Annotated in this window: 10 protein-coding genes; 2 read left to right on the top strand and 8 right to left on the bottom strand. The window is 57.2% G+C overall.

Annotated features, from left to right (window positions below; translation table 11 throughout):
- Window positions 1-1,224: 1,224 nt before the first annotated feature.
- From glmS to P4L78_RS15440, 8 genes are all read right to left on the bottom strand, one after another.
- Window positions 1,225-3,048, bottom strand: a complete 1,824-nt coding sequence (gene glmS / locus P4L78_RS15475; protein WP_309328726.1) for a glutamine--fructose-6-phosphate transaminase (isomerizing) — start codon at window positions 3,046-3,048, stop codon at window positions 1,225-1,227.
- Window positions 3,049-3,436: 388 nt separating this feature from the next.
- Entirely contained in the window at window positions 3,437-4,204 is a 768-nt protein-coding gene (locus tag P4L78_RS15470; protein WP_309328725.1) for a 3',5'-cyclic-nucleotide phosphodiesterase, read from the bottom strand.
- A 96-nt stretch (window positions 4,205-4,300) separates the two neighbouring features.
- Window positions 4,301-6,475: an adenylate/guanylate cyclase domain-containing protein gene (locus tag P4L78_RS15465; RefSeq protein WP_309328724.1), complete on the bottom strand. Its 2,175-nt coding sequence runs from the start codon at window positions 6,473-6,475 to the stop codon at window positions 4,301-4,303.
- A gap of 90 nt (window positions 6,476-6,565) precedes the next feature.
- Window positions 6,566-7,201: an FHA domain-containing protein gene (locus P4L78_RS15460; RefSeq protein WP_283147990.1), complete on the bottom strand. Its 636-nt coding sequence runs from the start codon at window positions 7,199-7,201 to the stop codon at window positions 6,566-6,568.
- An 82-nt stretch (window positions 7,202-7,283) separates the two neighbouring features.
- Window positions 7,284-8,108: a Stp1/IreP family PP2C-type Ser/Thr phosphatase gene (locus P4L78_RS15455; protein ID WP_283147989.1), complete on the bottom strand. Its 825-nt coding sequence runs from the start codon at window positions 8,106-8,108 to the stop codon at window positions 7,284-7,286.
- 356 nt (window positions 8,109-8,464) lie between these two features.
- Window positions 8,465-9,166, bottom strand: a complete 702-nt coding sequence (mtgA, locus tag P4L78_RS15450) for a monofunctional biosynthetic peptidoglycan transglycosylase (RefSeq protein ID WP_309328723.1) — start codon at window positions 9,164-9,166, stop codon at window positions 8,465-8,467.
- A 112-nt stretch (window positions 9,167-9,278) separates the two neighbouring features.
- Window positions 9,279-10,097, bottom strand: a complete 819-nt coding sequence (gene aroE, locus P4L78_RS15445) for a shikimate dehydrogenase (protein ID WP_309328722.1) — start codon at window positions 10,095-10,097, stop codon at window positions 9,279-9,281.
- Between the two features lie 156 nt (window positions 10,098-10,253).
- Window positions 10,254-10,706 carry a rhodanese-like domain-containing protein gene (locus P4L78_RS15440; RefSeq protein ID WP_283147986.1) on the bottom strand — a complete coding sequence of 151 codons (453 nt, stop codon included), beginning with the start codon at window positions 10,704-10,706 and terminating at the stop codon, window positions 10,254-10,256.
- Between the two features lie 416 nt (window positions 10,707-11,122).
- On the opposite strand from P4L78_RS15440, the gene glnA reads away from it, so the two are divergent.
- Window positions 11,123-12,532, top strand: a complete 1,410-nt coding sequence (glnA, locus tag P4L78_RS15435) for a type I glutamate--ammonia ligase (RefSeq protein ID WP_283147985.1) — start codon at window positions 11,123-11,125, stop codon at window positions 12,530-12,532.
- Window positions 12,533-12,706: 174 nt separating this feature from the next.
- A complete protein-coding gene (locus P4L78_RS15430) occupies window positions 12,707-13,297 on the top strand; it encodes an O-methyltransferase (RefSeq protein ID WP_309328721.1) in 591 nt (196 codons plus the stop codon).
- Window positions 13,298-13,316 lie beyond the last annotated feature (19 nt).

The raw sequence follows: 13,316 nt of genomic DNA, 5'->3' as shown, positions 1-13,316 counted from the left end.
GGGTGCCGGCCAGCACCTGGTTTACTGCATCACGTTTGAAGGATTCGGGGTAAGTACGTCTGGTCTTGGTCATGAACACAACTCCTGGGTGGGCATTATCCACCTTAAGTCAGTGTCCATCGAGGCCGGGCCAGACCAAATTTACACTCAGTTTTCTTGGACGTTTTCGTATCTGGAATGGGTTGGAGCGCCACAAAGACTACTGTTCAAGTGTTAAGCGCCGCTTCAAAGTTCGAGGGGAGGAGAAGCCTAAGTCGCAATTTGGAACCTGGTGTGTCTTAGCGGGGCTGAATGTACAAGACATACTTGCACACCACAGTTTTTGGAGGGTGTTTGAAGGCAAAGGGCAAATCACAATTACTAGCCGCTCCCAATTAGGCAGACTTGCGTCCGGTCTGATGGGACCAAGCCGGTTTTGCCTTGATTGTGTGGAAGAAGAACGCGAGGAACATGGATATTCGAGGTGGCACAGGGAACACATGCTCCCAGGAAACTACCGCTGCCAAACCCATCAAACCGTGCTTCGATTTCTCCCAAGTACTCTCCCGTCTGATTATTGGTACGAACCACTTTTTTACAAACCGGTTGCGCGTGAGTATGACGAAGACTTGATCCGGCGTTGGTCAAAATGCCCCTTGATTCAGCGCTTTCTTGTCATCGCGAACGAACTGGTAACCAACCCCCAATCATTCAGGCTAAGCGAAGTCGAGAAGATGCTGTCACAACGTTGTCAGAGGCTACGACTGAACGAACCTCTCGCTGACGTACTTTGCTCATCAGTCTGTCTGCGTTGGCTCGCTGCAGCCTGGCCTAAAGCCGCCTCCCTGACTCAAATACAGAGACGTTGCGAAAGCCCAACTGCAGCTTGGATACCGGAATGGGGAACCGCAAGTTTGCAACTTGTGAGTAGAACAAGCACATCGAAACCGCGGCCCTTATTCAGGTTTCAAAAAAACGCCACAGACTTCAGCGCGTGTTTTACCGCCGCCTTGTTGTACAGCGACCCCTACGAAGCAATTGAAGTTCTCAGAACTGGTTCTGCCGGCTAAGCCATCTGCTTGAGCGAGAAGACTGGCCTACGCAGGGATCGAAAACAAGGGCTCCGCTTGGAGCCCTTGTTTTTGCTAGTTTTGAGATATCAACATTAAGGTTGAGATATCAACTTTAATGTAGAGATATCAACTTTAATTGTCAGAATCAAAACGGCGCCGAAGCGCCGTTTTTTTATTCCACAGTGACTGATTTTGCCAGGTTACGTGGCTTATCAACATCCGTGCCTTTGCGGCAGGCGGTGTGGTAGGAGAGCATTTGTAGTGGCAGTGTCATGACCACCGGGGCGAGTGGGCCGCTGGCGGCGGGGAGCGTCAGCACGCGATGCGCTCCGGGGTGGGCAGATTCGCAGCCGGGTTCCGCCAGCAAGAATACTTTGCCACTACGCGCTTCCACTTCGCGCATGTTGGAGACGAGTTTTTCCAGCAGTTCGTCGCGGGCGGCGCAGACGATGACGGGCATGTCTTCATCCACCAGCGCCAGCGGGCCGTGCTTGAGTTCGCCGGCGGCGTAGCCTTCCGCGTGGATGTAGGCGATTTCCTTGAGCTTGAGCGCGCCTTCCAGGGCGATCGGGAACAAGGTGTGACGGCCGAGGAACAAGGCGTTGTGATAATGCGCCAGTTCTTGCGCCCACTCTTCCAGTTGCCCGTCCATGGCCAGCACTTCTTCCACCAGCACCGGCAGACGATGCAGCGATTCGCTGATCTCGCGCTCGGCGGCAGCGCTGAGCGTTTTGCGGCTACTGGCCAAGGCGGCGGCCAGCACGTACAGCGCCACCAGTTGGGTGGTGAATGCTTTGGTGGATGCCACGCCGATTTCCAGCCCGGCCTGAGTCAGGAATAGCAGGTCTGATTCACGTGTGAGGGTCGAGTGCGGCACGTTACAGATGGCCAGCACTTTAACGTCGCCGCGTTCACGAGCGGAGCGCATGGCGGCCAGCAAGTCGGCGGTTTCGCCAGACTGGGAGATCGCCACGATCAGCGTGCCGTCTTGTTCGCGTCCTTTGCGATAGCGGTATTCGCTGGCGATATCTACGCTAACCGGCAGTCCAGTCCATTCTTCAATCCAGTAACGCGCCACCAGACCGGCGTGGTAGCTGGAACCACAAGCCACGATACGGATGGCCGGCGCCGCGACAAACAGCGCTTCGGCGGTTGGGCCAAACAGCGCGGGCTGGCACCCCAACTCGATCACCCGTTGCAGCGTGTTGGTGATTGCCACTGGCTGCTCGAAGATTTCTTTTTGCATGTAGTGGCGATAGTGGCCCAGATCAGCCGAATCGGCAGCCACATCCACTGTGCGCGCCTGGCGGGTAACGGGCTCACCGGCGGCGTTGAAAATACGGACTTCACCGCGATGCAGTTCGGCCAGATCGCCCTCTTCCAGATAGATCATCCGTTGGGTGACTGGCAGCAGCGCCGCAATGTCTGAAGCAAAAAACTGTTCACCAAAACCCAGACCCAACACTAGCGGGCTACCGCGACGAGCGCAGATGATTGTGTCCGGATAATCCCGGCTCAGTACGCCAATGGCAAAAGCGCCAGTGAGACGGCCAATGGTGGCTTGCACGGCAGAGAGCAGATCGTTGGAGCGTTCCAGATAGTGATGCACCAGGTGCGCGATGACTTCGCTATCGGTTTCCGAAGTGAACTGATATCCCTGCGCCAGCAGTTCAGTTCGCAGGGCGGCATGGTTTTCGATAATGCCGTTATGCACGATCAAGACGCTGTCCCCACCCAGATGCGGGTGAGCGTTCAGTTCAGTGGGCGCACCGTGAGTGGCCCAACGGGTGTGAGCCAGGCCCGCCAGCGCAGATTGTCCCGCCGCTTTGGCAGCCAGATCAGCCACGCGCCCGGCTACGCGAACCCGGGAAAACTCGCCGCGTTGCGCCAAAGCCAGACCGCTGGAATCGTAACCCCGGTATTCCAGTCGTTGCAGCCCGGCCAGCAGCATGGACACGACATTACGTTCCGAGATTGCACCAACGATTCCACACATGAGATAGTTCCTGTTCCGCGATTTGTTGCCATGCACAAGGCATGGAAGAGCCCTGAAATTTACGCGTCGCCAGTGGTATCGTCGTTACACAAAAACCCTGAAACCACTTTGTGCCGATGTAGCTGCAATGGTTACATTACAAAACGCACCGCCTAAACCGGTACAAGCCTTATCCCGCCTGGCTTTCCGCTCATCTCAAACAAGATTTTTAACATCGTCAGTACCCCGGTTTATATCGTTCGGGCCATACCTTTTTTTCGGGCATTTGCCGGCTCTGGCTTTTGCCTGGTTGCACGAGTGGATTTTTCTGCCCGATTGCGAGGGTATTTTTGTCTGGCTCAAGCGACCAAATGGCGCGGCGTTCGCTCCACCCGGCGCCATTTCTGGCTTAAAAAGTGATGATCTGACCGGCGTGCAAGCGCGATATTGCAAAGCTTGTGCCGTTATCACGCAACAGTTCGAGCATGATTTGTTCGTGGTCTGCCGGTTTCAGATGCGTGATGCGGATATCGACCTGATGGCGCAGTTGCCCGAGCGCGGCCAGCAAGCGACGCGGGGTGAAATGGCGCGAGGCCCGGGCCAGCGTTTCTTCATGATCAGCAAATGCGGTTTCGATAATGAGCGTTTGCAGGTTCGCGATGGCATTGACGGATTCCCAGAACGGCGTGCAATCGTCGGTATCGCCAGAAAAAACGACCGAGGCCGTCCCGCTATCCAGCTGATAAGCCACAGCCGGGACGGTATGCAAAGCTGGGAGCGCGCGGATTGTCACGCCCGGTAATATCACTTCGTCACCGGTTTCCAGAACCTGGTAGCGCAACAACGCATTGGCCGAATCGGGAATAGTGGAAAAGTCTGGCCAGATTTGCCAGTTAAAGATGTGCCGTTGCAGCACCTCGATAGTCGCTTGGGTGGCGTGAACCGTAACCGGGCGATTGCGGCTGCCCGCCACGGTATCCAGCAGCAATGGCAAACACGCAATATGGTCCAGATGGGCGTGGGTCAGAAATACGTGGTCGATTTTCACCAGCGCGTCAAAACCCAGGTCACCCACACCTGTACCGGCGTCGATCAGCAGATTGTCATTGAGCAGCAGCGAAGTGGTGCGATTTCCCGCGCCAATGCCACCACTGCATCCCAGTACCTGCAATTTCATGCCGCCCTCTTTACTGTCCATTTGCTGGCCTTGGGCATGTCGCTGCCGCCCGGCCCTGTGTTCTATTGTTTATTCAGTTTTTATTCAGTTGCAGCTTCACTTGCGCACAAACACGTGCACGCCATCCCAATCTCCTGCTGGTGGATTGGCCTGCATGGTCGCCACGCGATCTCGCCAAACCCGGTACAGCACGCAATCAGGCTCGGCTTGTAATAACGTCGCCAATTGCTGTTGCGCTTGCGCCCATTGCCGCAACCGATAGTGCGCCAGCACAGGCGCGAATGCATCCACATATCGCGTTGCGGCTTCGTCGCCCGCCAGCGCGAGCGGTTGATATAAAGTCACCGCATCTTCGCGGCCAGCCACGCGCACCCGATCAATCTCGCGGTAAACAAAGCCTGGCGCGGCATCACGGGTGGCCGCAGTAACCAGAATCGGCACGCCGTAGAACTTGGTCAGGCTTTCGATCCGGCTGGTGAGATTAACCGCATCACCCATCACTGTGTAAGTGAGTCGATACCTTGACCCCATGTCCCCGACTGTGACTACACCGGAATTCACGCCCACGCCCACCACCAGCGTCGGCCAGTTACGGGCCGCAAAAGTGGTATTCAAACGCAGCATGGCGGCGTGGATATTGAGTGCAGCCAGCACCGCATTGTGGGCATGCAGGGTGTCGGGCAACGGCGCGCCCCAGAACGCCATTACGCAATCACCGATGTATTTATCGATGGTACCGGGCTGGCCGCTGCGGATGACTGTGGAAATTTCGGTTAGAAACGCATTCATGAATTGCGTCAGTTCGGCTGGCGCCATGCTTTCGCTGATCGAGGTAAAGCCGCGCACATCGGTAAACAGGATCGATAACTCGCGGCTTTGACCCACCATGGTGTATTTGCCAGGGTCCGCACTCATACGATCGACCAGTTCAGGCACCACGTACTGGCCAAACAATTGACGTAATTGGGATTGGCGCCGGGTAACGAAGATATAACCCCATGCCATATTCAGCACATATAGCGCGACCATCAGCGTCAATGTGGCGGCAAACGGGAAGTCCACATGATGCACCCGCCATAGCCAGATATCCGCCAGCGCCAGCGCCACCAGCAAAGTCAGCACGGTCATCGTGGCCTGAAATGGCGGACGCCGGGCCAGTACCCACACCAGGATTGGGGTGAGCACCGCCAGCAGCAGCAATTCCGCGCCCAACAGATAACCTGGACGTTGCGGCAGGGCACCATCCAGCATGGCCGACAACAAATTGGCATGGATTTCCACGCCCGGATAAGCCTCTCCCACTGGTGTCACGCGCAAGTCGTTTAAACCCGGCGTGGTAGCCCCCAGCAACAAGATGCGGCCCGCCAGTTGGTCGACAGGAACCGTGCCCTTGAGTACATCTGCTGCCGACACATAAGCGAACGAGCGTGCCGGTCCGCGATACGGCACGGTGGCGCGGCCATTGGCGTCCACGCTCAACGTCAGCTTGCCCAGCTTGAGCGCTTCCAGTTGCGGTACGCCGCCACCGACCTCGATCACCGGCTCCAGCGGTGGGTGGCCCAACGCCAGTTGTGCCAGTGCGAGCGATAACGCCGGATAGAACTGGCCGCCAATATTGACCAGCAGTGGCACCCGCCGAATTACGCCGTCTTGATCCACCGACGGCACAAAATGCCCGCCCGCTGCCGCAGCGGTTTGCAGTTGCGCCAGATTGGCCCCGAAGTGTGATGCTGGCGTGATATTGGCAGCCACTGGCGCCAGTGTCCCGGCGTCCAGCGCGGGCGCGGGCAAGGCCCCTGCGGAAACCGCGTGCGGATCGCTACTGTAATAGAAGCCCAGGACGGTATTGCGTTTGGCCAGGGCGCGAGCCAGCCGGGTGTCAGTATCCAGTCGCGGGGCAATACGGGTCAGCGTGGCACCAAATTCGGGGATGTCGGCCAGTTCGCCACTGGCCAGGCGGCGCAGCGTGGCAAGGCCGGTGCTGTCGTCGGCTTCGGCAAAGACCACGTCGAACCCCAGCGCCTGCGCGTGGTAATGGTCGAATACCTGATCGACGAGTCGCGCCAGCAAGTCGCGTCGCCACGGCCAGCGGCCCAGCGCGGCCAGGCTTTTTTCGTCGATATCAATAATGGCAATACGCGGGTCGGGAGCGCTGGCTGCGGAGAAGCGCACGCGCGTGTCGTAGAGATAGGCGTCCAGCCGCTCTACCGCTGGCAGCCGCAACACACTGGTGATATGCGCCGCCAGCAGCATGAAGCAAAGCAGACCCATAATGATCTGCGGCCAGTGTTTCCTCAGCAAAAGCGCCCTCAAGAACCACCCATTTCGCGCTGCGCCAACGCCTGCTGGTCCAGCACTTACCTAGCGATAGAAGAACGCCATTTTGACACCGGCCAGCTCAATCAGGTCTTCTTCTTTGAGTGGGTGTGGCGTGCTGCCGATTTCGCGGTTGTTCACCAGCGGGCGCTTGGGGCCTTCCACGTGAGAAATTGCATAGCCTTCGCTGCGCCGGCCAATAGAGGCCACTTGCACCCCGGCCTTGCCTAGCGTGGTGCTGGCTTTAGCCAGAATGACTTCTCGCCCGGCACTGGTGCCAGTCAGCACTCGCACCACGCCAGTCCGTTTGCCTTCGGGGCGGGCCGCGCTGGTGGGAGGCACCAGCAGTTGCGTGGCTTCGAAGCCATCGTTGCTGGGCGGACGCGCGACCGCATCACTTACCCGGAAGGTGAACACATGCTTGCCGATACGGATCTGGTCACCATCCTTCAGCTTGTACTGCACGATGCGCTGACCATTCACCGAAGTCCCGTTAGTGCTGCGCTGGTCTTCAATGATGTATTCGCCACCCATCAGGCGGATCAGTGCGTGCTCGCCTGAAATCGACAGGTGATCCACCTGGATTTCGTTGTGCGGACGCCGCCCGATGCGTGTTACATCTGGCTTGAGCTTGAACTCGTTGATGTAGTTGCCAGAGAGGCTGAGTATCAATTTCGCCATCTTCTTTCCCAAAACCCCTTCTTGCTTTCCTGTTTTACAGAGCCGCCCGCGCTAAAGTCGTGACGTCTTGCCCAAGCGGTTCTCAGCCGTCTTTTCGCAGCCATTCCATAATCCGGCTACACCAGCCACCCTCGCCCGGCAACGCGCGTTTGATGTCGGCCAGCACAACCGAGATATTGTCCTTGCCTCCGCCATTGTTTGCCTCCTGGATCAGATATGCGGCAGCCATGGGCAGATTGGTGCGCATTGAAGTCAGCACATCCACAACGGTTGGTGCGTCAACTTCGTCGGTCAGCCCGTCTGAGCACAATAAATACAGATCGCCGACCTCAATGTCATGAACATGGACTTCAACCTCGACCTCTGGCCCGATGCCCACGGCACGGGTGATCAGGTTGCGCTGGCCGGTCTCATCGGCTTCAGCCTCGGTCATCAGTCCAAGATCAATCTGTTCCTGCAAAAACGAGTGATCGTGGGTGAGCTGTGTGAGAGTTTCAGCGCGCAAGCGATAAAGCCGCGAATCGCCGACATGCGCCACCGCTAGCCGGTTTTGCTGGAAGAAGGCCACAACAATGGTGGTGCCCATGCCTGCATATTGCGGATGACTATTCGCTGCGGTGTAAACGGCATCGTTGGCTTGCCAGACCGCCTGGGTCAGCAACGCAGCCAGTCGCTCTGGCTCAGGTGGCAAGGGCGGGCGCACGGCTTGGGCGCGATGGATGAAATCGCTCACATGCTTGACCGCAATGGCGCTTGCCACTTCGCCAGCGTTGTAGCCGCCCATGCCATCAGCCAGCACGACCAGACCGATGCGGCTATCCCACGCAATCGCATCTTCGTTATGCGCGCGCTGTAAACCGGTATCGGTTTGTCCCACCATCGCCAATGACAACGATAAATCAGGCATGCCTTGTCTCTGCCAATTGGCTGATCACCGGCCGCCCAGCGCAAGGCCAGCCGGATCGATCAGCGCGCGTTACTCCCGACCAACTCATGTCGTCCCCTGTTTTCGCCCAGTGGCTATCGCACGGGAGTAGTTTGTTGTGATTTTGAGTATGAGCGCTCAATGCGGTCTTGCATTCTAGAAGTTTGACCTGGCAACACCAAATGATTCCGTTGACATAAGCAACGACCGTTGCATTACCGTCACAGAAAGAATTTACCTTGTTGCGGGACAGGCGAACTGGCCCGCTCCACGGGATACATAAAACAAAACGGGCGGCCCACCTGACCAGTGGCCGCCCGCATCATCTGCAAACCGCTTTAGGGGATATCCGCGTAAGGCATGCGCCGCGCAATGATGCTGGCTTTGCGCAGCAAGCGCCGGTCGTTGCGGTGCAAATCGTAATAACGCGGATCCGGCACCATCGAAGCCAGTTTGGCTGCCTGGGCCACACCCAGATTAGCCGCGCCAGTGCGGTAGTAATAGCGCGATGCGGCTTCGGCGCCGTAAATGCCGTTGCCCCATTCGATGACGTTCAGATACAGCTCAAAGATGCGGCGCTTGTCCAGCATGTGCTCCAGCATCACGGTGATGATGGCTTCTTCCAGCTTGCGCCACGGCGTACGGCGGCTGGATAAAAACAGATTCTTGGCAAGTTGCTGGCTGATGGTGGAACCGCCAGCCACAATCCGCCCCTTCTTCAGGTTCTTTTCCCAGGCAGTCTGGATGCCTTCCCAGTCAAAGCCATCATGATCGAGGAACTTGGCGTCCTCTGAGGCCACCAGCGCGCGTTTGAGATTCGGGGAAATCTGACTATAGGACACCCATTTGTGCCGAAGCTCGGCTTGCGGGTCGTCTTTTTGCAGACGTGACAAACCTTCTTCCATAAAGGCGGTGTCGCTGGGGTTATGGTCTTTCCACCACCAGACGTGGGCGAAAATCCACAGATTCCACGCCAGAAACAGCAAAAGCAGCGCCAGCAGAATGCGGCCAAACCACCAGCCAAAAGAACGTTTTTTCACAGAAGGTTACGGCTGACTCAATAAGGTGCCGCGATTCTAGGCGCGTTCCTTACAAGGCGGCAACCGCGAACCCTGATTTTGCGCACATTTATGATCTGCCCAGACGTTCTGATTACGCCGCCAGGCCAGCGCGCATTTCAGCCAGCACTGGCGCCACATCCGGCTGATGCCCGGTCCACAAGCGAAAAGCTTCGGCCGCCTGCCCAACCAGCATACCCAAGCCATCTACCCGCAGCGGCACGCCAGCTTCGCGGGCTTGCGCCAGAAACGGCGTTTCACCTTTGCCATACATCATGTCGTAGGCCAGGGCGTTGGCCGCAAAAACGTTAGGCGGCAATGGAATGCGCTCCCCGCCCAGACTGGCCGAGGTCGCGTTGATCACCACATCAAACGATCCAGCGATTTCGGCAAAACCGCAGGCTTGCAGCGGCACCGAGGTTTTGGCGCTTAACGCATCAACCAATAACAGCGCCTTGCTCGCGGTGCGGTTGGCTAACGTGATTGACGCCGGTTGTTCGGTCGCCAGCGGCAACAACACACCGCGCGCCGCGCCGCCCGCTCCCAGCACCAGTATGCGCAAGCCGGTTAGCGAGCGATGGCGCAGCAAGTCCGCCACCAACCCGGCGCCATCGGTGTTATCGCCAAGCAACGAACCGTCCTTGCGCACCACCAGCGTATTGACCGCACCGGCGGCGGCGCGTTCGGTCAACTCGGAAGCCAGTTCATACGCGGCCTCCTTGAATGGCACGGTGACGTTACAACCTCCACCGCCCGCCGCCACAAAGCTGCGCACGGTGCCATCGAAGTCTTCCAGCGGTGCCAGCAGTCGCTCATAACTGAACGGCGCCAGAGCAAACTGGGCGGCGAAGGCGGTGTGGATTTGAGGGGATTTGCTGTGGGCAATCGGGTTGCCGATAACGACGTAGCGCATGGTGTATGGGGAGAATAAATCAGAGGTGAAGTGTGATTATGAAAGACTGGTGACGCGGTCCTGTCCAGTGCGGCAAGCGAAGGGTTTGACGCCTTGGGTTCATCCCCAGCGCCTCACCCATCTCGCTTTTAACATCCCGGGTTATCGGGATGCCCGTTACCCTTGAACCCAAGGCAAACCGCGACCTTTCCAGCCGTTTCTCTTGCCGCGATGTTGTTGCTCGTCCTTGTCACCCTCAAATCCTTCGAGGATGTTGTAGACCTCGCTGTAGCCGTGTTTGGCGGCCAGCACCGCCGCATCGTGCGAGCGCGCGCCAGAGCGGCACATGAACAACACCACGTTTTGCGGATCGACCTGCGCTTTTAACTGGGTGAGAAACTCCGGATTCAAAGCCATGTCGGGATAACGTTTCCATTCAATCAGCAAGGCATCGGGCACCACGCCCACAAACTGCCATTCCGCATGGGTGCGCACATCCACCACTTTGGTGCCTGGCACCTCGTGCAGCAGCGCAAATGCCTCATCCGGCGTGAGTGCGCCCGAATAAGCAAGACCCGATTCGGCCGCTCTCTGGCGGGCTTTTTCCAGAATGGTGCTAACGGTACTCATGGCTGATTCCTTTGCGTTGACTCTATCTCGTTTTCAAAACGTCAACTGGAGTGGTCCGGGCCAGCGCCATTTGCCAGCCGTGCCACCCAATTTTTTCATGCCGTTTTCTGCATTCTAGCCCTGTTGCGCAGCGCCTGCGTGATTGTGACACGGTGCACGGCATGCACAGATTTGCCGCAACAAAACGCACCATAACGGTGCCTTTCGTTGAATTGCGCACCAAATCGGATTGCATAGGTAAAACCCGCAATAGCCGATTTCTTGTGGCACAATGGCTGTCGGCGGGGTTAACACCCTGGCACACTTTCTGCTTCATAGCGTTCCGACCCGAGCCGGTCTTACTCGAACAAACCTTGCATGGCCGGCGACGAGACAACACTCACTTCAAACTATCTCTTGCACCAAGGAGAGCTCAGATGGCGGTAGCCGACGTACTCAAGCTGATCAAGGAAAACGACATCAAGTTCGTTGACCTTCGTTTCACCGACACTATTGGTAAAGAACAGCACGTAACTGTGCCGTCGCATGTAGTCGACGAAGAATGGTTCGAAACCGGCCACGCATTTGATGGTTCGTCCATCACCGGCTGGAAGGGCATTCAGGCTTCGGACATGCTGCTGATGGCTGATCCGGCCACTGCCAACATTGATCCGTTCTACGACGAACCGACCGTGTTCATGACATGTGACGTGATCGAGCCAGCTACCGGCAAGGGCTATGACCGCGACCCACGTTCGCTGGCCAAGCGCGCTGAAGCCTACCTGAAGGCTTCGGGTATTGGTGACACAGCTTACTTCGGTCCAGAACCAGAATTCTTCATTTTTGATAACGTTCGCTGGAACGCAGATCTGTCCGGTTCGTTCGTCAAGATCGGTTCGGAAGAAGGCGCCTGGGCTACTGGCCTGGAATTTGAAGGCGGCAACATGGGCCACCGCCCACGCCTGAAAGGCGGTTACTTCCCGGTTCCTCCGGTCGACAGCCATCAAGACATCCGCGCCTCCATGGTGCTGGTACTTGAAGAACTGGGCATCCCGGTTGAAGTGTTCCACCACGAAGTGGCAAACGCTGGCCAGAACGAAATCGGCACCAAGTTCAGCACCCTGACCCAACGCGCTGACTGGACTCAAGTTCTGAAGTACGTGGTGCATAACGTTGCTCACCAGTACGGAAAGACCGCTACTTTCATGCCAAAACCTATCGTTGGCGACAACGGTTCGGGCATGCACGTGCACCAGTCGATCTGGAAAGATGGCAAGAACCTGTTCGCAGGTAACGGCTACGCTGGCCTGTCTGAAACTGCCCTGTTCTACATCGGCGGTATCATCAAGCACGCTCGCGCACTGAACGCCATCACCAACCCGGGTACCAACTCGTACAAGCGTCTGGTTCCGCATTATGAAGCACCGGTGAAACTGGCTTACTCCGCCAAGAACCGTTCTGCTTCGATCCGTATCCCGCACGTTGCGTCCGACAAGGGCCGTCGTATCGAGACTCGCTTCCCGGATCCATTGGCCAACCCGTACCTGTGCTTCGCTGCACTGATGATGGCTGGTCTGGATGGTATCCAGAACAAGATCCATCCTGGCGATCCTGCAGACAAGAACCTGTACGATCTGCCGCCAGAAGAAGACAAGTTGATCCCGACCGTGTGTGCATCGCTGGACGAAGCACTGGACGCACTGGACAAGGATCGCGAGTTCCTGACCCGTGGCGGCGTGTTCACAGACGAATGGATCGACTCCTACATCGAACTCAAGCAGAACGATGTGAACAAGATCCGTATGTGGACTCACCCGGTCGAATTCGACATGTACTACAGCCTGTAATCAGCTTGATGTCTGTCTCTGGACAGGCGCAAGCAGGCTACCCAACCCGCTCAAGGCTTTGCCTGGGCGGGTTTTTCATTTTTTGCGCTCAAGACATTAGCCAGCCTCTTGAGTCCTATGACATTTTGATATTCACTAGCTATTCAATGCGCGCCAAAGCCGGGAGCCACCGCCATGAATGTCGCTTTGCAAAATCTGAAAACAGAACTCGAACAATTTGGCCAGGCCAACGATAACGACCAGAGCGAGCGCCCCAAACGCATGCTCAATATCACACGCGATACCGGCGAGTTTCTGGCCGTGCTGGTACTGGCTATGCAAGCGCGCAGAGTGCTGGAGATTGGCACCTCCAATGGCTATTCAACGCTGTGGCTCGCTGAAGCTTGCGGCGAAACTGGCGGCGTAGTCACTACCGTGGAACATGCGGAGCATAAAGTGGCCATGGCGGCGGAGAACTTCGCCCGGGCCGGACTGGAAGGATCAATCAATCTGGTACATGACGACGCCGGACGCTTTCTGGCCGACGCCCACCCGGCCACCTACGATCTCTTGTTTCTGGATTCTGAACGCAGCCAGTATGTGGCGTGGTGGCCGCACCTAAGTCGGGTTTTACGCCCGGGTGGGCTACTGGTGGTGGATAACGCACTCTCCCACGCCGATGAAATGAACGCGTTCAGCGAACTGATCAAAGCCGATATTGAGTTCAAGACCAGCCTTGTGCCGGTGGGCAAAGGCGAATTGCTGGCAGTAAAACTATTGGACTAACAAGGCCGGTTTGGGATAA

The organism is Silvimonas sp. (genome assembly GCF_031291215.1).
Lineage (GTDB): Bacteria > Pseudomonadota > Gammaproteobacteria > Burkholderiales > Chitinibacteraceae > Silvimonas > Silvimonas soli.
This window is presented reverse-complemented; position numbering and strand designations above follow the sequence as displayed.

What these genes read in the sequence shown, in the direction of transcription:
- glmS (WP_309328726.1), bottom strand. Translation starts at nt 3,048, where the DNA reads ATGTGTGGAATCGTTGGTGCAATCTCGGAACGTAATGTCGTGTCCATG.
- P4L78_RS15470 (WP_309328725.1), bottom strand. Translation starts at nt 4,204, where the DNA reads ATGAAATTGCAGGTACTGGGATGCAGTGGTGGCATTGGCGCGGGAAAT.
- P4L78_RS15465 (WP_309328724.1), bottom strand. Translation starts at nt 6,475, where the DNA reads ATGGGTCTGCTTTGCTTCATGCTGCTGGCGGCGCATATCACCAGTGTG.
- P4L78_RS15460 (WP_283147990.1), bottom strand. Translation starts at nt 7,201, where the DNA reads ATGGCGAAATTGATACTCAGCCTCTCTGGCAACTACATCAACGAGTTC.
- P4L78_RS15455 (WP_283147989.1), bottom strand. Translation starts at nt 8,108, where the DNA reads ATGCCTGATTTATCGTTGTCATTGGCGATGGTGGGACAAACCGATACC.
- aroE (WP_309328722.1), bottom strand. Translation starts at nt 10,097, where the DNA reads ATGCGCTACGTCGTTATCGGCAACCCGATTGCCCACAGCAAATCCCCT.
- P4L78_RS15440 (WP_283147986.1), bottom strand. Translation starts at nt 10,706, where the DNA reads ATGAGTACCGTTAGCACCATTCTGGAAAAAGCCCGCCAGAGAGCGGCC.
- glnA (WP_283147985.1), top strand. Translation starts at nt 11,123, where the DNA reads ATGGCGGTAGCCGACGTACTCAAGCTGATCAAGGAAAACGACATCAAG.
- P4L78_RS15430 (WP_309328721.1), top strand. Translation starts at nt 12,707, where the DNA reads ATGAATGTCGCTTTGCAAAATCTGAAAACAGAACTCGAACAATTTGGC.